The 25421-nt window shown below is 47.6% G+C and carries 26 protein-coding genes and 1 tRNA gene; 8 read left to right on the top strand and 19 right to left on the bottom strand.

Annotation, left to right across the window (positions count from 1 at the left end):
* Positions 1 to 3: 3 nt before the first annotated feature.
* From yidC to LW808_003285, 6 genes are read right to left on the bottom strand one after another with little or no spacing between them, the layout of a single operon-like run.
* Positions 4 to 1722, bottom strand: coding sequence for a membrane protein insertase YidC (gene yidC / locus LW808_003310; GenBank protein ID UPA28306.1), 1719 nt, complete (start codon positions 1720 to 1722; stop codon positions 4 to 6).
* Between the two features lie 51 nt (positions 1723 to 1773).
* Entirely contained in the window at positions 1774 to 2322 is a 549-nt protein-coding gene (locus LW808_003305; GenBank protein ID UPA28305.1) for a YqgE/AlgH family protein, read from the bottom strand.
* A 39-nt stretch (positions 2323 to 2361) separates the two neighbouring features.
* Complete coding sequence (locus LW808_003300; protein UPA28304.1) at positions 2362 to 3336, bottom strand: KpsF/GutQ family sugar-phosphate isomerase; 975 nt, start codon at positions 3334 to 3336, stop codon at positions 2362 to 2364.
* 39 nt (positions 3337 to 3375) lie between these two features.
* Positions 3376 to 4413, bottom strand: coding sequence for an L-threonylcarbamoyladenylate synthase (locus LW808_003295; GenBank protein ID UPA28303.1), 1038 nt, complete (start codon positions 4411 to 4413; stop codon positions 3376 to 3378).
* A 3-nt stretch (positions 4414 to 4416) separates the two neighbouring features.
* On the bottom strand, positions 4417 to 4614 hold the full coding sequence (gene rpsR, locus LW808_003290) for a 30S ribosomal protein S18 (GenBank protein ID UPA28302.1): 198 nt from the start codon (positions 4612 to 4614) through the stop codon (positions 4417 to 4419).
* A 43-nt stretch (positions 4615 to 4657) separates the two neighbouring features.
* The gene (locus tag LW808_003285) at positions 4658 to 6001 is read right to left on the bottom strand and encodes an MFS transporter (GenBank protein ID UPA28301.1); all 1344 of its coding nucleotides are present in this window, start codon (positions 5999 to 6001) and stop codon (positions 4658 to 4660) included.
* Positions 6002 to 6182: 181 nt separating this feature from the next.
* On the opposite strand from LW808_003285, the gene trpS reads away from it, so the two are divergent.
* The 7 genes from trpS (at position 6183) to LW808_003250 (ending at position 12568) form a co-directional block, all read left to right on the top strand.
* Complete coding sequence (trpS, locus tag LW808_003280; protein ID UPA28300.1) at positions 6183 to 7184, top strand: tryptophan--tRNA ligase; 1002 nt, start codon at positions 6183 to 6185, stop codon at positions 7182 to 7184.
* Positions 7185 to 7342: 158 nt separating this feature from the next.
* Entirely contained in the window at positions 7343 to 8878 is a 1536-nt protein-coding gene (locus tag LW808_003275) for a hypothetical protein (GenBank protein UPA28299.1), read from the top strand.
* Between the two features lie 77 nt (positions 8879 to 8955).
* Positions 8956 to 10047, top strand: coding sequence for a hypothetical protein (locus tag LW808_003270; GenBank protein UPA28298.1), 1092 nt, complete (start codon positions 8956 to 8958; stop codon positions 10045 to 10047).
* Entirely contained in the window at positions 10019 to 10222 is a 204-nt protein-coding gene (locus LW808_003265; GenBank protein ID UPA28297.1) for a hypothetical protein, read from the top strand. The genes LW808_003270 and LW808_003265 overlap by 29 nt, the downstream gene beginning before the upstream one ends.
* 113 nt (positions 10223 to 10335) lie before the next feature.
* Positions 10336 to 11751: a protein kinase gene (locus tag LW808_003260; GenBank protein ID UPA28296.1), complete on the top strand. Its 1416-nt coding sequence runs from the start codon at positions 10336 to 10338 to the stop codon at positions 11749 to 11751.
* Between the two features lie 52 nt (positions 11752 to 11803).
* Positions 11804 to 11877, top strand: a tRNA-Gln gene (locus LW808_003255).
* A gap of 7 nt (positions 11878 to 11884) precedes the next feature.
* Complete coding sequence (locus LW808_003250; GenBank protein ID UPA28295.1) at positions 11885 to 12568, top strand: ABC transporter ATP-binding protein; 684 nt, start codon at positions 11885 to 11887, stop codon at positions 12566 to 12568.
* Here LW808_003250 and LW808_003245 read toward each other — a convergent pair.
* Both LW808_003245 and LW808_003240 read right to left on the bottom strand, forming a co-directional pair.
* Positions 12565 to 13686 carry an ABC transporter permease gene (locus LW808_003245; protein UPA28294.1) on the bottom strand — a complete coding sequence of 374 codons (1122 nt, stop codon included), beginning with the start codon at positions 13684 to 13686 and terminating at the stop codon, positions 12565 to 12567. The two genes, LW808_003250 and LW808_003245, sit on opposite strands and share 4 nt — an antisense overlap.
* 51 nt (positions 13687 to 13737) lie before the next feature.
* A complete protein-coding gene (locus tag LW808_003240) occupies positions 13738 to 13974 on the bottom strand; it encodes a hypothetical protein (GenBank protein UPA28293.1) in 237 nt (78 codons plus the stop codon).
* Between the two features lie 62 nt (positions 13975 to 14036).
* On the opposite strand from LW808_003240, the gene LW808_003235 reads away from it, so the two are divergent.
* On the top strand, positions 14037 to 14876 hold the full coding sequence (locus LW808_003235) for a hypothetical protein (protein ID UPA28292.1): 840 nt from the start codon (positions 14037 to 14039) through the stop codon (positions 14874 to 14876).
* A 4-nt stretch (positions 14877 to 14880) separates the two neighbouring features.
* Here the strand turns inward: LW808_003235 and LW808_003230 are convergent, their stop codons facing one another.
* The 11 genes from LW808_003230 to LW808_003180 form a co-directional block, all read right to left on the bottom strand.
* On the bottom strand, positions 14881 to 15489 hold the full coding sequence (locus LW808_003230; protein UPA28291.1) for a hypothetical protein: 609 nt from the start codon (positions 15487 to 15489) through the stop codon (positions 14881 to 14883).
* On the bottom strand, positions 15486 to 17222 hold the full coding sequence (locus LW808_003225; GenBank protein UPA28290.1) for a hypothetical protein: 1737 nt from the start codon (positions 17220 to 17222) through the stop codon (positions 15486 to 15488). Before LW808_003225 ends, LW808_003230 begins: the two co-directional genes overlap by 4 nt.
* A 131-nt stretch (positions 17223 to 17353) precedes the next feature.
* A complete protein-coding gene (locus tag LW808_003220) occupies positions 17354 to 19018 on the bottom strand; it encodes a hypothetical protein (protein UPA28289.1) in 1665 nt (554 codons plus the stop codon).
* 10 nt (positions 19019 to 19028) lie between these two features.
* On the bottom strand, positions 19029 to 19442 hold the full coding sequence (locus tag LW808_003215) for a hypothetical protein (protein ID UPA28288.1): 414 nt from the start codon (positions 19440 to 19442) through the stop codon (positions 19029 to 19031).
* Positions 19443 to 19453: 11 nt separating this feature from the next.
* Positions 19454 to 19906: a hypothetical protein gene (locus LW808_003210; protein ID UPA28287.1), complete on the bottom strand. Its 453-nt coding sequence runs from the start codon at positions 19904 to 19906 to the stop codon at positions 19454 to 19456.
* Between the two features lies 1 nt (position 19907).
* The gene (locus LW808_003205) at positions 19908 to 20360 is read right to left on the bottom strand and encodes a hypothetical protein (protein ID UPA28286.1); all 453 of its coding nucleotides are present in this window, start codon (positions 20358 to 20360) and stop codon (positions 19908 to 19910) included.
* A gap of 43 nt (positions 20361 to 20403) precedes the next feature.
* Positions 20404 to 21372 carry a hypothetical protein gene (locus LW808_003200; protein UPA28285.1) on the bottom strand — a complete coding sequence of 323 codons (969 nt, stop codon included), beginning with the start codon at positions 21370 to 21372 and terminating at the stop codon, positions 20404 to 20406.
* 19 nt (positions 21373 to 21391) lie between these two features.
* On the bottom strand, positions 21392 to 21808 hold the full coding sequence (locus tag LW808_003195) for a DUF2190 family protein (GenBank protein ID UPA28284.1): 417 nt from the start codon (positions 21806 to 21808) through the stop codon (positions 21392 to 21394).
* Positions 21809 to 21883: 75 nt separating this feature from the next.
* On the bottom strand, positions 21884 to 22870 hold the full coding sequence (locus LW808_003190; protein ID UPA28283.1) for a phage protease: 987 nt from the start codon (positions 22868 to 22870) through the stop codon (positions 21884 to 21886).
* Between the two features lies 1 nt (position 22871).
* Positions 22872 to 24038, bottom strand: coding sequence for a DUF935 domain-containing protein (locus tag LW808_003185; GenBank protein UPA28282.1), 1167 nt, complete (start codon positions 24036 to 24038; stop codon positions 22872 to 22874).
* Complete coding sequence (locus LW808_003180) at positions 24022 to 25419, bottom strand: terminase family protein (protein ID UPA28281.1); 1398 nt, start codon at positions 25417 to 25419, stop codon at positions 24022 to 24024. Before LW808_003180 ends, LW808_003185 begins: the two co-directional genes overlap by 17 nt.
* Positions 25420 to 25421 lie beyond the last annotated feature (2 nt).

Genomic DNA, 25421 nt, shown 5'->3' with positions numbered 1-25421 from the left:
CTCCTAAAAATTTTTTCTTTTTTTCGTCCCAACCGCGCCCATATCGTCGAGCAACAGAGCCTCGTCGTTTTTCTTATTAAGAATCATTTGCTGTAGTATCGTCAACAAATTTTGCACCGTCCAATACAAAACCAGTGCCGCGGGGAAGTTATAGCAAAATACGAGAAATAGGACCGGCATTAGTTTAAAAACCCACTTCTGAGCGCCATCGACCGAAACGGATGGCATGACCTTCATCTGCCAGATCATCGAAGCTGTCATAATCAGCGGTAATATGTTAATGGGAAATGCCCCAATGCGCACCACGGTATCCGGTAACGAGAGATCGGGAATCCATAAGAATGAGGCGAAACGCATCTCCGCGGTCGTCCGCAGCGTAAAATAAAGCCCTAAAAAGATCGGGATTTGGATAAAAACCGGAAGACAACCGGCAGCAGGATTGACACGATTATCCTTAAAAAGTTTTAGCGTTTCCGCCTGAAGTTTCTGCGGATTGTCGCGGTACTTTTCTTTCAATTTTTTGAGCGGTTCTTGAAGTCGCGTCATCTTTCGAGATGAACGGACCTGCGCTGTCGTGAGTGGCCACAACAACAACTTGACGATTACCGTAAGGAGAATCACTGTAACACCCCAATTCCCGATAAGTGTATAAATTCCCTTCATCAAAAGCAGGAGCATCTTACTGACAAAGCCAAAGACTCCGAATTGCATGACGAGATCTTGGTCTTGTCCCAATCGATCTAGCAAAACGTAATCTTTGGGACCGATATAAAACTCCCCTTCTAAAGATTTGACCTGCCCCGATTGCAAAACACCTACCGGGAACCGAAGGCTTCCCATGACACTTTCTTCGTTCGATGTCGTATTTTCAAGCTCCTTGGGTAGTGCGACAAATCCGTTCCCCGGCGTTTTTGGAGTATAAATCCCCGTAAAGAACTGGTTTTTTACGGAACCCCAAACGACCTTATCATCACCGGTAATGACGTTTTTGGCCGATGCTTTACCGAGACCTAAAAATCCACTACTCGCACGGAAATCGTTGCGCGTTAGGAAATGTGCCTTTTTGCCGTCGTAATAACCAAAATTCAAATATTCCCCCATCATGTCGCCCTCTGTCGTTGGAAAGTAACCGAGATGGATAAAAACATCTCCTAAACCCAGATTTTTGGGGCTATTGTTCTTCAGGCGTGTCGCTGTATCGATAACGTAAGCATTATCGCCCTGGGACAGTCGGTATTCGCGCTCAACCACAATACCGCTTTTCAGGCGTTTTTGAAATACCACATGCGTCGGCGTCCGCTGTGTAACTGTGTAGTTCCCGAGTAGCCAGCGATCATGTTGTCCAAACGCCAGCGATAATGCCGGCCAGGGCGCACTTTCATTGAAAACAAAGGGTTCCGTCCCTTTGCGTTTTTTTGGGTATTGCTTGATTTGAACGTCTTGGATTCCTGCGCCCAGGGAACTTAAGCAGACGCAGATTTCGTCGTTCTCTAGGTGAACAAAAGACGCCGGTTTCGGTACGACTTTTTCCTCGACCGGTTCCGGCTTCACTTCAATACCGACATCGTCAATCGAGGCAACTTCCGGAGCTCGGTGATGTTCTACGGGTTCTAGAGTCGGTGCGGGCGGATAATTCCGCGGAATCGGAGCACTATCCCAGGCCATAAGAAAGAAGGCAACAAGGAGGCAAATCGCCCCGATCAGCGAACTTTTTTTATCCATAACAGTCGCTGGCCACTGTGGCACATCGCTCTGTTATTGCAAGTCCTTTCGCTAGTTCCAGCCCGGATCGTCTGGGAAATCGTTGAGCATAAGCATCGCCGGATTGGTTTTTTCGACAACCGCCCGCCAAAGATCTTCACCGCGCTCCTTCATCCCGAAAATCGTCCCGACTTTCACCGGATACCACATCCCATTCAAAATTTCCGCAATGAGCTGAAACGGCCCCCAGCTCGCATGGCCCCAAAAGGACCGAATCTGAATTTCATTACGTTCTGTATCCAACACCTCGATATCTTCTTCTTTTAAATTATACCGTAACTCGAAAAGACGATCATTCTTATGCCAAATCCACGCCGATACTGATAACTCATCGGTATTAATCGGGCCACCTTGATAGACCGGTGAATCCAAAACCGTCGGTAATTTGTACTCCAAGTCATAATTATCAACAGAACGTTTGAGTGGGCGATTGAGAATAATTCCCGTTGCACCTAGCCCATTACATGAAATTAAAAGAATTACGGTATGTGTAAAACACGGGTCACGAAGCTTCGGCGTCGCGACGAGCAATTTCCCCGTCAAATTGATCGGACTTTCCATATCCCTTCCCGTATCGGCCAAGCTACAACCCCATACCGTTTATGCCCGGTATGCGTCGTGGAGGCGGAGCAATCCGACGGCTCGATGGTGTGCGTCGATGACCGGTAAAACGTAGACCTGCGAACGGCCCTGCTCCATGACATCAAGCGCCTCACCGAGATACGCACCCTCTGTGGTCACCCTTGGCTCGGTCGTCATTATATCTTTTGCGAGAATTTTATCAATAGATTTGTCGAGCTTCAGGGCACGACGAATATCGCCATCCGTCACAAGCCCCCAAAGGCTTCCATCATTTTTGAGGATAAGAGCACCTCCGAGCGGTTTTTCCGTTACGGCGATGACGATTTCGCGAAGCGTGTCTTCTAATTCTAGAACCGCGACATCTTCAAGCGGCGTCATCACGTCATGCACTGTTAATAGCAGATTGCGTCCAATCTGGCCCGCCGGGTGAATTTTTGCAAAATCTTTTTTAGAAAACCCTTTCGCCCGCATCAACGCACAGGCAATCGCATCGCCCGCCGCTAACGAAACCACGGCACTCGTTGTCGGCACCATCCCTGTTGGATCGTTTTCAATCGCAGTTCCAATATCAATTACGACATCGGCGTGCCGCGCTAATTCAGATTCCTTTTTGGCGGTAATTGCAATCATCGGAGAACGATAGCGTTTCAGCAATGGGATCAGGCGCAAAATTTCTTCACTCGCACCGCTTTTGGACAAAATAATCGTTGGATCGCCCTCCACGTAAATTCCCAGGTCGCCGTGCATCGCCTCCGCGGGATGGAGGTAGACCGCTCGAGTTCCGGTACTGGTCAACGTCGCGGCAATCTTTTGTGCGATATAGCCCGATTTCCCCATTCCAGAAACGATCACATGTCCGCGGTGTGGCAGCAAAATCTCTAACACCCACGGGATTTGCGGTAAAATTGTTTGACTGAGGTGTTGTATCGCCTGAGCTTCACCGGCTAACAAACTTTCGACCGCTGCGGAAACCTCCGTAAAGCGCTGCTCCATAGAAAATTTTGTAGACGTCCTTACGACAAAGACAAACTTTTAAGCGCGAAACTTCGCCGCTGCCCGCGCGAGACGATCGTTGATGGCAATGCCCAAACCTTCCTTGAGAGGCGTCTGCATAAAAATAGAATCAAAGCCCATCGCATCGAGTTTCTGTAGGCAATCAAAAACATGGCTCGCGATCTCGGCAAGCCCCCCTGTCTCGCTCAAACAAAAGCATTGCTGCTTCGGTTGGGCACTGTTTTTTAGGACAATCGCCCGAGAAAAATGTTCCATTTCTGAACGAGTGCAACAAACGATCGCTACACGCGACCCCGAATTCTGCTCTAAAAGAGCCCTTAGTTCTCCTGGATTTTGAAATAACCGGAGGCGTGTCTTGGGACTATAATGTCGTATCAACATTCCCGGTGCCGAGGGATCGGTCGTCGCGATTGTTTTGCAAGGGGTAACCGGTTCTCCTAAAACATCGGTAATCATTTCAGCGGTTACCGCTCCCGGACGAAGAATTGCTAATTTTTGGGACGACAAATCGAGAATCGTCGACTCTACACCCACCGAACAGGGACCGCCATCGAGAATGTATTTTATCTTATCTCCCAAGGATTGTCGAACATGTTCCGCTCTCGTCGGACTAACATAACCGAATGGATTCGCGCTGGGAGCTGCTAACGGTCCCGCCCTACGGAGAACTTCGCGAAACACGGGATGCGCCGGGATACGGATCGCAACAGTTTTCTTACCTGCAGTAATGATATCCGAAATGCTCTTTTTTTTTCGCAATACAAACGTCAAGGGCCCCGGGCAGAAGGCGTCGACTAAGGCCTGTAACTTCGAAAAAACACTTGGAGGAACGTCGACAAGCTCCAAGAGGGACGATAAACCTAAGACATGAATAATCAGCGGATCAAACGATGGCCGCCCCTTGACTTCAAAGATCTTCCTTAGGGCTGCATCATCACTAATAATTGCAGCCAGACCGTAAACTGTCTCGGTTGGTAATGCTACAACGTCTCCAAGCGTCAACGCCTCTGAAACCTTTGCGAATGAGGCTTCGCTAGGCGACAAAATTTCCGCCATCGGTTACTTCATGAGCAACATACAGCGCGCACGCTTGATCATACGGGCAATGTGGCGCTGTTGGCGGGCACTCAACCCGGTATACTTGCGCGGCAAAATCCGCCCTGTGCCGGTAACGTACTGCGACAACGCCTCGACGTTGTTCCAATCGAGACTGAGCGGCGAAGGGGTTGATGTTTTTTTCTCCTCTGAGGACTCCATGGCGTGCTATCCAACCGTCTTTTAAGTGAAATGCAAGCGCATTTTACGAAGCCGCGCTTTGGCGTTCGCGGGCCGCCGTTTGCGAAGTTTGCCGCCAATTCAAAATAAAGAAGAAAGATCCAATGACTGCAGAGATAGCGAAAAATAAAAACACTGCATCCCAGCCCTGATTTTCTGCAATTCGCCCAATTTCGTAAGAAGCAAATGCGCCACCCAGATATCCAAATGTCCCTGTTAATCCGTTTGCCGCAGCCGCTGCGCGTTTCGAAACTGATTCCGCACCGGAGATTCCCACCAATACCTGTGGACCACAAACAAAAAATCCAATCAGAAAGAGAAATGCCGAGTTCAGGGCATAAGAATTCCCAGGAATCGTTCGAAACAGGAAGAGTAACACGATAAGTCCAACCATGAAGTAAAACGCCGCTGCATTGCGTCGTCCTTCAAACACCCTGTCGGAAATCCAACCGGCAACCATACCACCAAAAGCCCCCGCTAACTCAAATCCCGCGGATTGAATACCCGAAATGATTACCGTTGCGCCCTTCGCTTCCCGTAAAAAGGTCGGCGCCCACACCAAAAATCCCATGCGTACGATATAAACACAGAAATTTGCCGCACAGGCACACCACAGCATCTTGTTCGGCAAAATATGCTCTAGAAAAATTTCCCGGAACGTCACGCGTTCGCCGGCTGTGTACCAACTTTCGCGAATAAGCCCTTCTTTGACTTCGATCGACGGCAATCCCAACGACTCCGGTGTATCCCTTAAGCGCTCAAATAAAATCCCAGCCAGGACTAATGCCACTAATGCTGGAATAATAAAGACCGAACGCCAACCAAGAGTTTCCAGTAACCAACCACCGCCAATGAGAATCGTCATACCGCCCAACTGATGAGACGCATTCACAAGCCCCCACCGTGTACCCAATTCCTTTGGAGAATACCAATAGCGCATAAGCCTGGAAACCGGAGGCCAACCCATCGATTGAAACATCGCGCTCGCCACGTAGAGTATTTCGAGTGCAAGGAGTGAATGGGAAAGGCCGATACACAACGTGCACAACGCCGCCCCTAATAACCCGAACGTCATGAAGTAACGCGCATTCGAACGATCACAAAGCGCCCCGCTAACAAATTTTCCCAAACCGTAAACTAGCATGTTACAGGAAAATAACACACCGAGCTCGGATTTGGTCCTCCCAAACTCTTGGAGCATCTCCGGCGCCGCAATATTCAGATTTTGGCGCACGATATAGAATGATGCGTACCCAAGAATCAGCGCATAAAGAATACGGCCGCGCCAGTAACGATAAGCACGGTCGACGTACATCTTGTGAACGCCGTAATTCCGAGTTTTATCGAATTTCGCTGTAGCCCAACGCATGAGTATGTTCTTAATTTAATTTATAATTTCGCAAACAGATTCGTTATTACCACCGATCTTCTCACCTATTTCTGGCATCCTCTCACCTTCTCATTTCAATTGCAATCACAAAATGACGACTATTGAGATTTTATTGTAAAATTAGTTGCCAAGTTTTTCCGATGCACCAGGATTGACGGCCATGGACGCGGCGCAAAAAGTTGTATTGACGGGCATGCAACCGACGGGGAAGCTTCACCTCGGTAATTTTCTCGGAGCCGCGCATAATTGGCAAAAAATGCTCGATGCGTACACGTGTTATTTTTTTATCCCCAATCAGCACGCAATTACTGTCCCTCAGGTTCCGGCACAGCTCCGCGATGCGACCCTCAACTGTGTCGCGCAATATGTCGCCTGTGGTCTTGATCCCGAGCGCTGTACAATTTTTATCCAGTCGCAGATTGTAGGCCATACTGAGCTTGCCTGGATTCTAGGGTGTCTCACACCACTCGGCCAATTACAGCGAATGCATCAATTTAAAGACAAATCCGCTCGTCACGAAAACATCTACGCGGGGCTCCTCTATTATCCGGTTTTAATGGCTGCCGACATTTTGCTCTACAACGCGGATTACGTTCCCACAGGAGAGGACCAGAAGCAGCACGTTGAGCTTGCGCGCGACTTAGCGGAAAAGTTCAACAACACATTTTCGCCGACCTTTACGCTCCCGGAACCGATGATTAAAAAAGAGGGTGCGCGCGTCATGTCGCTCAAGGATCCCACACGTAAGATGTCGAAGTCCGATCCCGATACTCATGCGACGATCTATATTACCGATGAACCCAACATCATTCGCAAAAAAATTGCCGCTGCGGTTACCGATTCGGGTAATACGATTGCAATTGATCCCGAACGCTCAGCAATTTCTAATCTCTTGAACATCTACTGCGCCGCCATCGGGATGACCGTTGATGACGCAACGGAACACTTTAAGACCTATCAGGGTTACGCGCCATTTAAACAAGAGCTTGCCGACATAATCATTCAGCTCCTCGAACCGGTCCAAGAAAAGTATCACGCGATTAAGGATGATAAAAACTACTTATTGTCGGTCGTCCAGCGTGGTGCCGAAACCGTTCAACCCCTCGCCTACAAGATGCTCTCCAAAGTCTACCGCAAAGTCGGCTTTTTGGAAAACCGCTAAAAATTTTTTATATCTGTATCGCACAAACACATCAGCATCATCGTATTTACGGCAATTGCCTGACAATCCATTGCCAGCTCCAGATGTACATTGTTAATAAATAACAATATATTTACTTTAAATTCAACAGCCTTATAATCTCCCCGACGAAGGGAGTTATGGGAAAGAATCATATAAAGCTATTTATATTTTCCCTTTGGAATGCTCTTTTTCCCATAACGTTTGCTCATAAAAATGGTCTACAGACTGTTGATATCGCGCCCAATGAGACGATACACTCCAAAACGGTTCCCACGGCGGATATTATTAAGGATTTCCTTAAAAAAATACATTATGACGCGACGGATATTACACCCGGTGAGGTGATTGGCGAAGGCGGCTTCGGTACCGTTTTCAAAACCAAACACAATGGGGTTTGGATCATTATCAAACAGCCTAAAACGGAAAAAGCAACCCGCGGCATGAAGGCCGAATATGATCGCACCCAAGCAATGTTCGAAAGTATCCGCAAACTCATCGACAACCCCAATCCCGACGATCTTTGTCCCAAGCTCTCGGGACTTCCGTACATCGTACCGGTTATCGGGAAAACTCCTGAGGGGGGTGTTATTCAAGAATACGCCGACGGCGCCAATTTGCTCGTTTCATCAGGATTTGCAACTGCGGAACGCCTACGAACACAAATTACCCACGCCATTGGGAAAATTTTAAGCGATGCGATCGATGCCGATGCGCGGGACACCTTGGATGGTGTGGTTTACAAAGTTGTTCAGGAAAATTTGGAGGGCTCATCTGGGCCAACGGTCAAAAAAAATCTGATCGTTGTCGTTGATGAAGCCATAAAACAACAACTTGGCGGCCTCGAAGACTCCGCCGCCGTAGAGCAATTCCGTCAAGCGGTTCATACTATTATCACTGAAAGCCGTTGTGATATTTATGATGCACGAGGATTCCCCAGAGATCCACGGGCAGCAATGGAGGCATTGCGTGTCTTCTTTCGAGGTCTGTTAGCGTTACACGCGCTCCAATACGTTCACTGTGATATTAAGCCTGAAAATATTATTTTTACGAAAGATAATTTGCTAAGAATTATTGACCTAGGTGGCCTGACGCCCATTGGGGAAAAAATCACAACGCGCAGCCGTAATGGTGCCCCGGAAACGCTTTATTCGGTAGAGCTCCAAATCGAAAAAATCGGTGATGCGCAAACGGCTTACGACATTTACAGCTCGGCGGGTGTCCTTCTGGTCGGTCTGTTTGGAGATAAGGGAATTGATGCGGACTGCCGGTGCTTTTGTTGCAATACACAAAAGGTCGTCCGAGAATTACCGTCGAACAAACTCACGCTCCGAAGGCGGCGTGCTAACCGTGGCAAAGGCACCAAAAAAGATGAAAAGATTTTAGAAAATGCCCCACCCTACGTACAGCGCATCGCACAGAAAGACTTTCGAAACGATACCAATAGCATTCGCACAACATTTTTGGGGGATATGCTCGATGCTTTAAACGAAGAAATGGGGCAACCCGGTCCTGACGGCACACCACATAAGAACTATCCACCCAATGTTTTAGGTATCATTAAAGAAATACTCATTAAAGCAACAGAACCCGACCCTAAAAATCGCCTCTCTGCAGAAGACATCCTCAAAAAACTTCAAGAAACGATGCGTTTAAACTGGGATATTGGGAAGTAAATCTTATATCGTTTTTATAAATAATTTCATAATTCATTCACTTCTGTTTCATTATTCCTATAAACCTTTCCCAGGGGATGGTGAGGTTGGAAAACAAAAAATCAAAGGCAAGAGTATCTGTATTTTTCATTTTAGGCGCACTTTGCTCAACAGCATTTGCGAGCGGCAGCAGTAGCAATACAACTGACAGTAAAGCCCAAATTATTACCATTGATGTCAATAGGATTGCCAATTTAGAGGAATTGATCGCTTACAAAAGCGAAGAAAATCCAGATGCACTGCTCACGGAAAACTTTGTCAGACATTTTCTACAAGGACTCAATATTAAGGAAGGAACAATCATCCAAGGAGAAAAGATCGACGAAGGCGGTTTTGGTATCGTTTTTAAAGCGCATCAAAACGGAAACACATTCGTCATAAAATATCTGCAGCAAGGAAAATCGATCCATGCAATGTCGAATGAATTTTTGCGTAGCAAACAAATGGTCTGTAGCGTGAACCAATACGTCAAAGATCCCGATAACAAGGACGATCTCTGGGGAAAACTTCTGGGGCTTGGAATCATTGTACCCGTCATTGGGAGAACAAAAAACGGTGAAATTATCCAGGAATACACCGGTATGAATTTACAGGAAGCCACCCGCAACGATCATGATTTCTTCAACGAAGACGGATTTCCCCAAAGCCCCCAAGCAGCACTTCAGGCACTATGTAGCTTTCTTCATGCACTTACAACACTACATGCTCTGGGCTATGTACACTGCGATCTAGGCCCCGAAAATGTCATTTTCACAAAAGAAGGCACGATAAAGATTATCGATCTCGGTTTCTTAACCAAAATCGGAAGGAAAATCACCGCGTGTGATAAAAGAGGGAGACTGAAAACATTTCACGGCCATCGGATCGGCATCTCTAAGGATCGCTTGGCACACCTAGCCTGCGACATGTACCGCTCCATACGTATTATTCTCGGTTGCTTATTCGGCAGCAAAGGTCTTGGGACGAATCTAGAATGCCTGCGACCCCAATTCGACGAGGAAGGGAAAATCGTTCCATTCATCGACTGTATATCAACAATAAGCGAGCAAAACACTCAGGATTGCGGTGTCGGCAACCCATTGAAATATTGGGCAGATAAAATTGAAGAACTCAATCAGGATATGGCCTGACAAAAGTGGCGAAGCATACCCAGAACCGGTCCTGGATTACATCAAGCACGACCTTATTGCCAATATTACCAATCTCAATTCCGACGATCACTCCCCTGCCGCAACGCTTTTGAACGACCTACAAGAAATGGCCCTAGGAAACTGGCACGAAGGAAAATATAAAATTGAACTTTAAAAAAATGGAAAAAATAACAATTAACTGGAATATTTTAACATTTTTATAAATCATTTTAAATTTAATTTTACTTTTAATTTATTCTTTCTACAATCTTTCTAATAAAAAAGGTTATGGGAAAGAACAATAAATTAAAGGCAAAGATAATAATGTTCTCTGTTTTGAGCGCATTCTGTCCCGGAGTGTTTGCAGATGATAATACTATGCCAAGCAGCGGTATACACAACAACGCACAGTCACAGACCATCCACTATCAGGTAACAAAAGCCTCCAGCTTGAGTGACTTAATACAGCCAAATGCCAAAATCAACGCAAATTTCATTAGAGATTTAATACAAGGAAGGCACCTTACAGAATGTCAAAAGATTTTTTTAGGCAAAATTATTGGAAAAGGAGGATTTGCCCAAGCCGCAACAGCATATGAGAACAACCAAGAGAGTAACAACAATCCGCCGTTCATCATCAAATTTCCAGTAGAAGAGGGTGATTCTTATTTGGAAAACATTTTACAAGATGAAGCACAAAAAATCGAGCAATTAGCGGAGAGTGCGAATACATTCATCAAAGCTTATAAAGGGAATAATCTTTACGGCTTACTCCTAGGACTTGGGGCCATTGTCCCAGTTGTTGGAAAAACAGAAAATGGTGGTATTATCCAAGAATATGCAGGTATGGATTTAAAAAAATCCACACATGGTGGAAATCGCAGGGTTTACGACAAACAAGGGTTCCCATGGAATCTGCCAGAAGTACTTAAAGCTCTCTCTGCTTTTGGCCAGGCCCTTGTTGCGTTGCACACACTGGAGTTTATACATCGCGATATCAAGGCAGAAAACGTTGTTTGGTCGCCAGATGGTGCGCTTAAGGTCATAGATTTAGGTTCGCTAACTAAGTTTGGTAACAGACTCTCGGATGTTGGTTGCAGCGGTAACTGCCCTCCAGAATCATGTTCCTACTTCCAATTTAAAAAAATTATTCCTCAAAATAAGCAAGCACGAGCATCCTACGATATCTATTGCTCTTCGAATGTTATCCTGACTTGTTTGTTTGGTAAACGGGGCTACGAACAAGACAAAGCCAACTTTTGGGAAAAAACAGGCGGTTTGTCACCCAAACCTTCCCATTATGTGGAAAAGATGCGAGATCCAAATTTTCTAAATGATACCGATGGATCGCGGTCGAAGTTTATAGGAGGAATAATCGACTCTCTAAACGAAGAAATGAGAGAAAACGGGGAAGCACATAATGCTTATCCTGAACCTGTTCTCAATGAAATCAAAAATATTGTTATCGGTATCCTCGACCCTAACCCTGACAATCGTCCTTCCGCGATAGAAATTCTAGAAAAGTTACAAGACCTTGCCCTGTCCGACTGGAACGACACAACACGTCCGGAAGAGGAAAGGTATCGGATCAACCGTCATCCCAAGCTTCCGGAAGTGCCAAAAGAAAATAGATTCATTAAATGGGACGCCGATTGGCTCAAAGAAGATCCTTTTGAAATGCCGACACAACAACAACGATACTAGAGCAAATTCCGAGCTTGCTTTGGCAGAGGTTTTTCTTCTGCTGGGAAGTCGTTGCTTGATGGTGTAATGGTAGCACAACTGATTTTGGTTCAGTTTGTCTAGGTTCGAATCCTGGTCAAGCAGCCACTTTTGCGTGGACGCCCTTGTTGAACTTCGAGATGTCTCAAAACAATTCCCCTTTCAGGGGAAGGGAAGTTTCACGGTGTTGCAGTCTGTCTCGTTGAAGATTGTACCTGAAATTTCCGTGAGCATTACAGGTGAGTCGGGATCGGGAAAATCAACATTACTTCATCTCATCGGTGGGCTTGAACGCCCCTCGAGCGGTCATATTTTTTGGAAAAATCGCCCAATTGATCGCGATTCCATCAATCAAAAAGCGGTTTTACGGCGTGGATTTATGAGTTTCGTTTTTCAAAGCGCGAACCTTATTCCCGAGCTCACAGTTTTGGAAAATGTACTTTTTGCCCTGCGTATTCTCAAAAATCCAATTGAAAAGGCCGATAAAATCCGGAGCCAACAACTTCTTGAGCAGCTGGGAATCGCACATTGCGCAAACCAAATCCCTGAATATCTTTCTGGCGGAGAACGCCAACGTACTGCCATCGCTCGAGCGCTCATTACTAATCCTCAGATATTAATTGCCGATGAACCAACGGGAAACCTCGATGAGGCCAACGCGCGAAACGTCATTGCACTGCTTCGCGACCTCTGCAGAGAAAACCATGCGGCACTACTGCTGGTTACCCACAACCTGGCTTTCACACAACTGCTGGATCAGTCATACCGGCTATGCGACCACACCTTGATCGTCTGTTAAATCCCTAACGCTGTCGTTATTAAGGCAAAGATCGCATCGGCAATAATAATCCAGGTAATTCCTTGAACAACGGCTGTCGTCGAAGCCTGTCCGACTGCCGTCGCATTACGCCCACAACATGCACCTTGGAAACAACCAATTCCGGCAATAATTCCCCCAAAACAGAAACTCTTAATCAAGCCTAACAAAATGTCGCCCATGCCGAGGGCCTTTTTTGTCTCCGCCAGGTACTGTGTCATGCTTCCGGGAATAAACGGTAGCGCCGAAAACATCCCACCTAAGATCCCAATCACATCTGCAAAAATGCAAAGTAACGGCATCATCAGGGCCAAAGCGACAACTCGCGGTAACACGAGGTAAGAAATCCGATCGATACCAAAGGTCTGCAGCGCATCGAGCTCCTCGTTGACTTGCATACTCCCAATGGTTGCGGCAAAAGCGGCCCCCGTTCGGCCAGCGATAATCACACCGATCATCAAGCACCCCATTTCACGCGTCATCGCTAGGGCAACGAGATCTGCAACATAGATGCTCGCCCCAAAGCGCTCAAGCTGCACGACGCTCACAAACGCCATAATCAACCCCACAAGTGCACTGATCAGCGTTACGACCGGCAGCGCTTCAACACCCGTTGACTGGAAAAATGGGATCACACGTGCCCAGATACGGAGTGAGGGACGGACCACCGCACGGCTGATAGCGGTTAGAACCTGGCCGAAAAACTTTAGCGCTTGGTAAAACGTTCGGCTCTGCGCCATGACCTCTACGCCTACCTGGTAAAAAAAATTATCTGGCATTGGCTTTTTCGCCTGCTGCGGTAATTGCGCCTGCTGAAGATTAAAAATCTTTTGCGCCCCACTCGGCAGATTTGTTGTCACCAATGGGATTTTGGCTTTTTGCGACAATTGCTGAAGATGCTGTAAAAATATCAAAAACGCCGAACTCAATTTTACCATCTTGTCGGCATCCAGAATGATTTGTTTGACGGATTTTAAATCGCCGAGTTCCTGTAAATCCTCGACGTGACTGCGCAGTGCCCACATTCCGGAACAGCACACATGGACCACAGAAAGATCTTCAAAAATGTGGAGCTCCTCGTGCTCGACGATTTCGTACATGTACCCCAACTATGTTGGATCTTTCGTAAATGCAATGCGCAATTAAAGCGCCTATTCCGGTAACCCGTCAAGGCCGATCAACTGCTTTGCCGCGACATTGGCATCTAACTGTAGCGCGGCCGGATGATTAATGGTAAAAAAGTCCTGATCCTTGGTTTGTGCGCGTTCGAGTGGTGACATCTCCATCTCTTGGCGTAAAGGTGGAATGCCAACTTTTTTTACCTCTTGGGCCTTCATATCTGCATATGAAGTTGCATTAGATTGCTTTACTTCACTCAACCTCGACATGCTGTTCATGCTATGTAAAAATTACTTGAAGTAAATCATTATTTTTTTAAAATCTCCATCGTATGAACGAAACCCATTTTTTTGGCCGTTGTCTCCAATTTTTGTGCATCTGCGCCCCGTGTGCGCTTTATGGAGTCGAAAATCCCGAAAACCAACTACAAACGGAAACAAATACGGTAGTCGTTCACGAGGCTAAATCGGATTCTCAGATTGACGCTCAAGCGGTTAAAATCCTACCACAGCCCGAAGCTCTTCCAGCAGAACATAAGGCACTAGTGAGCGAAATGTCGCAAATGTTATCGGGACCTACAGAGCAGGCAAAAAAAGAGCTCGTCGACGCCAATATTTTACCGGATGCTCAAAAGCCGAGCAACTTTCAGGCGACGTCGAGAATCGATATCGAACGCGTCAAGTTTGATACGAGTCGGCTCATGATCGCAATGAAGAAATGGGGACAGGTCCGTATTGATCTCAAACCACAAGCCCTTGTTAAGGGTCAGGAATGGGCCGACAATTGTAAAATACGCCTCTATGTTGGATTCAATGGGTGTCTTCCTTCAGGAAGGATGTTGCTCATGCGCTCCGAATGCACCTGTATCTGTCTCAAAAACAACGAATTGGCCTCGGTATACTTCTTTATTCCCGGCGATGTCCGTAAGCGCTACAGTCTCGCACGTCAGCCAGATTATTGTGCGCTCCGTTTAATTGTCGATGGACACACCCAAGACATTGTCATCACCGACAAAGATGGTAAAAATAGCCACGCGCCGAATGCGGAAAAACTCCACAAGGAAACTAAGGAAAAAGCGCAAATTGAAGTCGCTTGGATGCGGAATATCGATCAGCTCCCGATCAATGCCGACGTAAAGGTAAAACATCCCGCAATGAGACTGGAGATCTAATTTCTTAACTCGCTTCTTGCGGATTCTCAAAAAAGACCGTTTGGAGCGAAAAACTGTCTAGTGAGATATCAGTATCGGCCCAAACAGAACTGTTATAGTTGAGGTAGGCGGTATACGTTTTCCCCAAAAAGCTGAAGTTACGCGTCTTGCAGCGGTTACGTCGATCACTCGCCCCCGCACTGCGGTAGAATGAGAGCAGAAAATTGCTCTCCTCTTTGGGTTCATCAGCGTTACAGACGGTAAAATCAAAGCGCACGGCGTATTGTTGGTCCGCTTGTGCGTAAACTGTCGAGAAATCGATTTTTCCTTCTGAATACACACCATAAAGTGCATGAATCATCGAAGCATTGAGCTCGGGAATGCCAAGAAGCCGCCGAATGGGCGGTGTTGCGTACATGCCACCGATCGAGAGTTCGTTTTCTAAAATAATTGATCCACTAAATGTCATTTGGTAACGGATATCGACGCGTTCTAAAAGCCAATAGCAACGGCAAAGCGAATCTGCATCCAACCCGCTTAAAATCGATGTGATGCCGTCATTGGTTACGAGTGGAACAAAAAAAGGCGTACCGTACGGGGTGACGCGGCAGAGAAAGGGCGTAAAGCGCGTCATGATTCTGTTGCCACAAAGGGATCACTCGCGAGCGAGTAACGTTTTTTCAAAACACCGGAGTCACTAACGTCTTCCTCGCGCAGCCGTACAACAACGTCTTTTTCAAGCTCACTGGCATCAATGATGATCTTACGCTCTACATTTTCGGTATCGCTAAAGGTCATTTTTTGCCAACATCCGGAACCGTAAGCCGAGTTCTCGACATGTCCAAACCGCCCTTGTTCGACACAGGCACTCCCACTCGCCTCTCCCGTGCTTCGGGTATGAAAATTACGGCTTCGCGTACGCCGGCGGTTCGACTTCGTAAGCTCCGATAGATCGTTAGGGCCGAGGTGTTTCGCCGGGCCCAATATGATGGTTGTCGTCCCGGTATCCACCGATTCGGCGACGCTTTGTACCACGGCATTCATCGATTCCCATTCTGTGCGACCGTGGGTTAAGTTGATGGTTTTGCCTAAAAAATCGCCTCCGACCTCAGGCTGTGTCAAGACGATCTTCCCTTCATAGTGTAAAACCGAAACGCCTTGATAAACCTGTTCCGCCAATTGATCCGGCACAGTTTCTTCGCCGGTAAAAGAAACCAGGCTGCGGTAAGTCTTACTCGTCGCATCAGTTGCATTAATTTTCACCGCCACCAAACGACGCGAAACCGCCTCGTCTTCCGTTTCGTAAGAAACTTTAGCAGTTACGGTCTCCCGATGAACCTGGCAATTCATCCAATTCGCGACTGAACCCGAAATGAGTTCATTGGGCAACGAACCTTCGCGCGTGGGCTCTTCGATACGGAGATTGTCGACCGCTTGTAATCCGGGAAGATGTTTTTTCCACCATGTCGCGCTACTCATTTGGATTGGCTCTGTTTCAACTTCTTGGCGGATATAGGTCGACTCGGCCCCCTCCAACGCAATTGTCATTACAAGTGCCTGCGGTTCACACCCCGTCGCTGACGCCGGGTATTTTTGGACATCAAGCGTTTTCCATGATTGGCCATTGTTGCGATGCGTCTTTTCAAACTTCAAAACAACGGCTGGGATCTGTAAATCGTAACGGGGCGTCAGCTGGAACGCGTGTAGTTCCTCGATATCTAGCGACACAGGGGGCAATTGCGCTCGACGGCGAAAATGCAATATGGGTACCGCTTCCGAATAATCGAAAAATGCGATCACATCAGGTACCCAACGTAACAAACGTTTGATCGCCTCCGCACAAGAGAGGTCGTGGCATTCATCGAAAGGAATATAGACGGGCAGGTCGAGCTCACTGGATAGCGCCATAACGGGAAGAGCAAAAACCTGATTCACATAGTCGATAATCTCTGCAATTTGGGCACCGATTGTCATCGGATTTCCTTTATGATCCTGCCCTAAAATCAGTCGGCTTTTTCGGATATCATTGAGTTTTTCCGGATCTTCAAGATCGGCCTCCTTCCAGGTCTGTTGATAAATGATGTGATCGAGATACCACCAAGGTCCTGAAAAAGTGTATTCTTGATAACCCTCCTGAGCGCTACCATACACCGGCGTTTTCGTCACAATCCCCGTAAACCAATACGACCCATCGCGATCAATCTGAATGGTTTCATTCGCCGAAAAGAGCAGTGGAGTATCGGCCGTATTTCCCGCGACACGAACAGTAACAATATCGACGGATTGGTTCTTTAATTTTCGGATAACACCGCTCAAACCCCAGTCTTCGAAGCACTTGCGTGTTCCTTGGTACGTTAAAAACCACATCTTAATTCCTCAAATTATCGATTTGAAGCTGCAAGGACTCCATTTCCGCATCCACGACATTATCCAAGGCATTCAAACGTTCCTGTAATTCCTCTACAAGCGCTTCGAGATGCGACAATAACGATTCCATCTCAGCGAATTCCATAGAGCGCGAACCTCCCCATTTTGAACGTTCCTTCCGCCGGCATCAATTTAAACGCACTGATGACGTGAGCACCCACGTTGTAATAGACAAAATTGTAAATACCTCCAGTCGCCACTGGTGTGTCATTGGCGATACGGAAACTATTGGTGCGTGCTTGGGCGTAGACGCGATGTGCGGCATTTCCATCATTCCAAAAATCGACACTACCGTGAATGTAACCTCCATCGTTGCGGTAAAACTTTTCCTCATTACCGAAGCCAAAATAGCCGTACAGGAAGGTGTAGGCGGCATATCGGCCAGCGCTTCCGGCGAAATCGGCCGTGCTAAAGCAGTACTCATTGATGTTGTTTTCCCAGATTGTACTGCCGTTTTGATCGTACCCGTACTGCATCCGCACTTGAGTTCCAACGATTGATGTCTCTAAAAAATCGAAATCGAGCCGGTAGTGCCACCAACGTCCGAAATCAAAATTATTTTCGAAGACGAGATTGGGAACGGCATCGGTTATTTGGTACTCACTGATGCGATGCCAGGGGTAATCTGTCCATGCTGCACCGAGTGTTTTTGTCGGGTCCGCAACAAGAACCTGCTGCACTGTTCCCGCGGGGAGAATTACCGCCTGTTCGCCGTCGCCAAGAAGTAAACTTCCCTTCTCTTTTGGACTGATTTCACCGCCGCCTCCACCCTCTCCTTTCAACTCAAATCGCTCTTCACACTCCGTAGACGTATAGTAATTTTGCAGCTGCGTTGTTAATTGATCCTGCGTTGCATAAAGATTGAGCTGTTTCGCAATATCGGAAGTTTTGGCATAGGGTACAAATTGTGTCGTAATTTCGCTTTTCGAATAATAATTTTGGAATTTGGCGTCACAGGCTGCCACGGTGTAATAGTTGTCCAGGGCGCTGTGCTTGGCATAAGAAGACAACTGGGTATCGATCTCCGTTTTTAGGTAGTAATTCCGCAGCGCAGTATCGAGATCGCTTTGTTGTAATCCCGAACTCGGACCAACCTCGCTCTTGCGCGAAAACCGTTGATCGCAGACGGTAGCGGTATAGTAATCCTTAAGTGCCCGATCGAGGTCTTTCTGTTGAAGGCCTGAAACGACTGTTGTTCCCCCTTCACCGCCTTCGCCTTTAAATGCAAATCGCTGGTCACAAACCTCGGCGGTGTAATAGACATCTTTGGGCTCTGGCGGTGTTGTTGAAACGCCACCATTTTCAAGAATTTTACACACTCCCGAGCCCAATGTGACAGTCCTCTGTGCTGTCGTTACAGCCCACAGACTCAACCAATACTCTCCCGCCTCGAGGGCGTTTCCCTCTGAGGAAAACGTAATAACTGCGTGTTGTTGTGCTCCGCTTTGCCACGTCTCAAGCGTCACGGTAGAATCCAGATATTGCGTCGAACCTAGCATCAATGTTGGCGAACCTCCCGATGGCGGATTGCCCTGGTCGAGTTCTCGAATCGAGAGATAGATGGCATCCCAATCACGGACATCGACTGGCATCTCATTGCGAAAAATTCCAATTTGGAATTCGAGATCATTACAGCGCCAAAATTGTACAAGTTGCTTTCGGATAACATCTTTCGGCGCATCGAATGACAACACATCGAGAGCGACGCGGACTACACTACGTTCTATGGTTTCCATACTGTTTTTCTTAAAAAGAACTGTTTGCGCTTTCGGTGGTACACACACGACCTCCGACAATTTTATAAAAATGCTCTGCGATATTGCCGTTACTGCTGGATATGATGTTTGCGATCACAGCATCTTTCAGCTGAAATGTGGTTTTCCCAGATTCACCGACGAGCATCAGGTTTGCGGTTTCGGTTTTTAATTCCGAGGCATGGCGCAGCGCATCTTCTTGAGCAATTTCCGCCGTCGGATGTTTTTTACGTACACGGAACTCTAAATTCATCAATAGATTGCCGCGGTTCAGTGCCTTTGAGGTCTCCCCACGGACCGTCGTTAACAGCTGTACCGACCGTTGGCCTGAGATTTTTAGATCCTGTGGGACTTCTCCATACGCAGCTCCACGTGCCAATTCCCATTCTCCCCAAATAATTTTCATTTTCTCGTGCGTTAAAAGGAGTACATCGTCGCAAAGTGAAGCGTGATAGTATTTTTAAACGCATCGCCCTCGAACTGCCAGGGGTCTTTTTCACGGCAGCTCACGATCCAAGATTGATCGCCAAATACAAATTCTCGGAGGTGTAGCTGATGCGCGATTTTTTCCGCAACCAACATCCCACTACTGCCACTTTCATTGGTCGCAACGTTTTCAATCACTTGGACGACGAAGGCGATTTCCCGGTAGACTGGTCCAGGAACACCTGAAACGATGGCTTTCGGCAATGGTGCATCGATAAAAATTCCTTCACCGAAACCTTGTTGTATGAGTTGCTCACAAAATAATTCGAGCGAGCTTCGTTTTCGCATCGCAATCGCAACTTTTTGGAGATCATGTTGTGCCCGTAATGCGTCATATACGCGCTCCTGCAGTTGTTCCAAAATTCCTTCTAACGGCTGCCCCATTTTAAAATCCCTCCAAGGTTTTTCCGGTAATCACTCGCCGGCGTGATGCGACAACTTCCATCGCCTTTTCGGGCTCCATAGCGCGATCATTCGGGAGTGATACGACAAATTCGCCGCTAACAATTTTTTGCATTTTCCCACGTGCGTCCTCAACAAGGCGGACCTGGTCACTTGTAAGCCGAAAACCCGGAATCCGTAGCTGTGCAACTTCAAGTATCAGTACACAGGCATCACTTTTTAATTCCGGTGGGATCGCATATGGCGATTGGCTCAAGACATTCCGTTTGTTGCTCACAATGTAAGCACGAATACTCAGCACGACATTTTGAATCGCATCTGCTACCGGATCAGGTTGGGATTTGGCGACCGCACAACGCCGTAATGCTTCGACCTGTGGGGCTGCGAGATAAGTATAGAGGTCTTCGATTGTAACATTAATCCAATTCGTAATCATTTTTTTGATGGCTATGGCCACGAAGGCCATAGCACTTTGGGTTTTATGCTGCCGCCACAACAAGCTTCCGAATACCCGTTGGCGAGGTAATGACGATATTACTATAATGTTCGACCGTGATATCGCTGAACTTGCTATGTTCCTCGAGATACACACGGAACGGAGAACTTCCGTCGACCGGCGTTACAAAGCGTTTGATGTTGGCCGGTTCATCTTTCATAATTTTGTTATTGGTGAAGAAGGTGTAGATTGTATTGCCTAAGAACGTCTCTTGCTTGACATCGCCAGATTGGTACCGCGCACTAATGATACGGGTTTCGTCGACAAACAGCTTTCGTGAGAGCTCCTCTAGGGTCAACGATGCGGAGCGGTTTGCACCTGCGTTATTTTGGCAATCATAGGAATTGGAACGCATATCCCAAGCGCCCTCTCCGATAATCACTCGGTTAGGACGTATCCCGGTCAGATCGGTAGCGGCCTCAAGTTCGGCGCGGATATCCGCATCCGGATTGGGTGTTCCAGTCGTTCCCCACTTATACTGCTCCTTAACCGATACAGCATTCGCAGCTAAAGCGGATATTGCCCGACGTAACTCATTGCGATAGAGGCGTTGTAGCAGGAGCTGTACATAGCGTTCCCGCCAGTCGTCCCCGGCAACATCATCATGATCGACACGAACAGTTAGACCTTTGTTGTATGTCTTGGACGTCACAGAGGTACCGGTAAACTCAACGCGCTTAAACGAAGATCCGATGGAACGAATATCGTCGGTCTCCGATAAGAAAGCCTCGTTAGGGTCGGCGATCTTAAACTCAAAACGTCGTGCAACGGGGACAACTGGCGCGATAAAGTTTAAGACTTCTTCGATTTCTTCTCGATCTTTCCATCCGACGGTAAAAGCGGTGAGAGGCTCTGAATAATGTGCTGCAGTAAAACGCGACTCATTTGCCGCACACACCGTCCCACAATCCTGAAAACCGTCATCTTTGGGCAAAACTTCATAGGTATTCATAAGTAAAAATCCAAAACGTTTAAGCAGTTACAGAGCATTGCGAAGGGAAGGACGTAAGCACCTCGACAGTACCACCACTTGCAGCCCCTGACAACGCAATCCCAATACACATATATTGACCTTCTTCCGTTGGCATTGACCTCACGGTACCGTTATCACCCGGCATCAATAGATCTCCCGAAGTAATGGCACCGCTAGTGGTAATTTTCAGCGTGCTTGAACATCCGAGAAGTGCGATATTGACCTCTTCGCCGGCCTGTGCCTCATCGGTTGTAACACCAAAAGCGCAGTCATTCGGCCCCGCACACATGACTTGATCACCGTTAGAGGGATCAATTTTAACTAATCGGTACGCGGTCAACGCGGTTTGAGCATTTTTGGTCAAGCAATCTTCATGCGTTCCCAATGCCACATTTGATAGGATTTGAGTATCCATAAAATTAGAGCAAAAGCGCGATCTAAGTGTGCCTTAGGGCATCTTGTTTTTGTTTTTTCCCATCTCTTTTTTTATTTACAACAACACGGGCGTACTCTGCCGAACGAAGTGCCACGCCGCGGTATAATCCTCTCCCGTCATTTGCATCCGCTCCCGGACACGTTTCAAAATATGGGTTTGCGCATCGGTCGGTTCGTGGCGATTTTCCAGGTGTTCTGTCTTTGAATGCGTATTGAGCGTCTGCGACTGTCCGAGCAGCTCATTAGACGCGGCTTTCGGGTCTGCGATATAGCGTTCCTTCCACTCGTCGACTTCGGCAGTCTGGATAAGGCCACGATCGAGCGCAAATTTCGCGAAACGCTCACCAGAGGCGATCTTAGCATCCACAAGTGCAGCAGTTAGTTCTTTGATTTTTTGTTCCTGCTCGCACGCTAATTTATAGAATCGGTCGGACTCGGATTGGAGGTCCTTATTCGCTTCTTTCAGCGCTTCAATCGCTTCGGCATGTGCCCCGAGCTGCGCGATTTGTTCTTTCCAATCAGAATCTTGAAAGCGGATATTTAAGGTTTTTTCCAGAAATGCTTGCAGCTCAATATCTTCCTTTTCCTCCGGACACACTTGCGGTTCTTGGTTTGCAATTGCCTCTCCAGGAATATTGGGATTATTGGTAAGCCCCACAGAAATTAAACGGATCGGAGTGAGAAACCCATTTTCGCGTTTTGTTTCCCAGCGCGGTGACAAGAACTTAAAGAACGCATTTTGTAAAATTTCCTCCCCAGCGGTTGACCACTTCGGTAAGATCCAGATACCATCATCGCGCGCCTCGAGATCTTGAACCCAAGCGTATGAGCGCGTATCACTATGTCCTGGGAGTTGCGAAAAATGCCGATCGTCGGGATGTCCGATATAAACGGGGATACCGCCAAATTTTCGTGCGAGACGCGCGCGGAGTGAACGGAATCGTTTTTGCATCTCAAGCGCCGCTGTGTAAGTTACCCGCTGGACACCGTCTGCATGTGGATAATCACCATAATCCACTAATTTCAGCCATTGTTTTTCCATACTATGCCTTTTGCAAAACGCTTTCCTCGGCACTCGGCGTCGAGAGGCCAAATTTTTCCCTCAAATCTTCGATCGCGATTGGCACCCCCATTTCATACAGCGCCCGATAAATCGAGATTTCATCCGCAGGATTTCCCGAAGTCGTAGTAACCAGTCGAAAATACGCCTTCTGCGCCACATCGCCAAATAGATAGCGAATAATCTGGCCATCGACCTGCTCATTGAGGGTTTCCGAGATCATTTGCGCGTCATCTTCGAGTAATATTGCGGCCTCATCGCCTTGCAGGGAAGCCCCGGCACCTGAAGTACGCGAGAGTGTCGATAGATCCGATCCCCGCCAGAGTGCAACAATCGCGCGGTCCATCCGGTCCACAATTCCGGGATACGGTAAATCGCCACGGGTCGACAAATCAATCGCCTCGATATTGGTTCCCTGCGACATCAGGGCACTAAACTCGGCACCAAAATCAGCAACCGCGTCACGTGCGGCCTCCCACTGGGCCGATCCTGGGAGTGCATTCGTCACACCCTTGACACCGGGCATCCCATTTCGCTCGCAATAAACCAACCAATCACGTAACGGGAGATGTTTAAAGAGGTACGCGATCGACGTCGCCTCCATCAACCCTTCACCAACGGTAATCATCCACGCCCCTTTTTCCAGAGGAATTCCGCTCAGGGCGTAATCACTTTCCAAAAATCGCAATTGGCCCGTTGTATTTTCAAAAAACCAGAGGGGTACGAAGCGAAACGTCGCTGTCAACCGAGGAAATGGCAAAATATCGAGTGCATCTTGTGTTTGAAAAACCATTTCATGAACCGCGTATTTTTTCCCAACGGCATCCATCATCTGTTTAATGAGTAGTGCAACGCCGCCCTGTTCATTTTTATCAAACGCATTAGTCGCCGACAGGTTGTTATAAAAGTACTCGAGCGCCTGTTTTTGTAAAACCGCCTCAGCAGACTGGTCTACGGTCAAAATCTCCCAACTAAGCCGCGCGACGGATTTTTTTCTTTTGGAGACAACGCATTGGACGACGTCATCGCGATGCTCGATAGCCTCCCAAACCAACGCTGTTGAGTGGAGATAACCAGATGCGAACTCGTCGAGCATCCGTGAGAGCGAATCCGGCGTCAGTGATTTGATCGGATTAAATCGCGCACGCATCGAGTGTTGCATTCGTGCGTCGGAAATTTGAGAAAATGTTTTCATGGTTTCTCGGTATGTTAACAAAAAAGGATTCAGTTGTTGCAGGAACGTTGCCCACAGCGTGAATTGCTAGTGCCAAAGCCCAAAAACGGTCGGCATGCCCGTACTCGCTTTGATCGGCCGCAAAGCGGATTTTCCCGGTAAATGTATTTTCGCGCTTCACTGCCCGTAAATCGGCACGGATCGCCTCACTCGCCGGGATTTTTATTTTGTGATCTTCGAACACGGAGCGCAGACGATACGCCAACTGCTCCTTGACGGCATTTGTAAACGTAACGCCCTCAACGCGGTAGTTTCCAAACCGCTCAACCGCACGTTCCGCAAATTGCCGTCCAATTCCCGTTTGATCGATACAAGCTCTTCTTAAATTCGGGAGCGCCAGCAATTGGTAAAAAACTGCTTCCTGTTCTGAAAATGTTTTATTTTGGAGAACAATAACCTCTTTTGTCACCAACGACGTTTCCACCGCCGCGAGAATCCAAAATACGGTACGATCTTCGGTGCGTCCAATATCCACTCCCATATAGAGGTCCGACTGTGGCGGCATATCCGCTTCCTGTTCCGCTGCATCCACAAGCTCTGTCGGTAAAAAGATCGACTGATCCTCATACGGCTCGCACATATACTCCTGCCGAAATGTCTCCGCATCCGGACACGATCGCCGAATAAAATCAAAATACTCCGCTGCATCCATATCACGAATCGGGTCATCTGGGAGCGCTTTTGCCTGTAATTTCGTTAAAAATCCCTCATCAAGCGCGTCGGCAAGCGTTACTTTGTGATGGGAAAAATTTTTTGGATTTCCGTTTTGTGTAATCTCCTGAATGAGCTGATAGAAAAAATTATTCGACCCGCGGTGTGTCGAAATAATCTCCAGCTTGCCGCCCCAGGTGATCCCCGGATACGCCGCAGCGTACAGCAACCGTGGATTCGGGTGGAGCGCGAATTCATCAAGGACCCGCGTTCCACGCTTCCCCGCCTGAGCATCGGGATTCGAGGATAACGAATGGATGGCTCGATGATTACTAAAGCGCAGCGCCATTGCTCCCGGTTTCTTATCAGCGGCAATCACGGTTTGTCCAGAATACTGCGCCACGACATGTAAAATCTGGCTAAATTTCTGACAATCTTCCAGAAATAGTTTCGCTTGAACCTCGTCACGAGAGGCAACCCAAGCATCGTACCGGCACTTTTGGCAGGAATGTTCCCGAACGAGGTGGTACGCTGTTGCCATCGAAAGCCCGATCTGGCGCGACTTTTCGACGATTTTCAATCGCGCGGGATCGTTAATCCACCGCTGCTGATAGGGCAAGAAAAACTTTTCCTCGAAATGCCTCATTG

The organism is Verrucomicrobiota bacterium (assembly GCA_021294815.2).
Classification (GTDB): Bacteria; Verrucomicrobiota; Verrucomicrobiia; order Opitutales; family LL51; genus LL51.
Note: the sequence above shows the minus strand (reverse complement) of the source record. Positions and strands in the feature narration are given on the sequence as shown.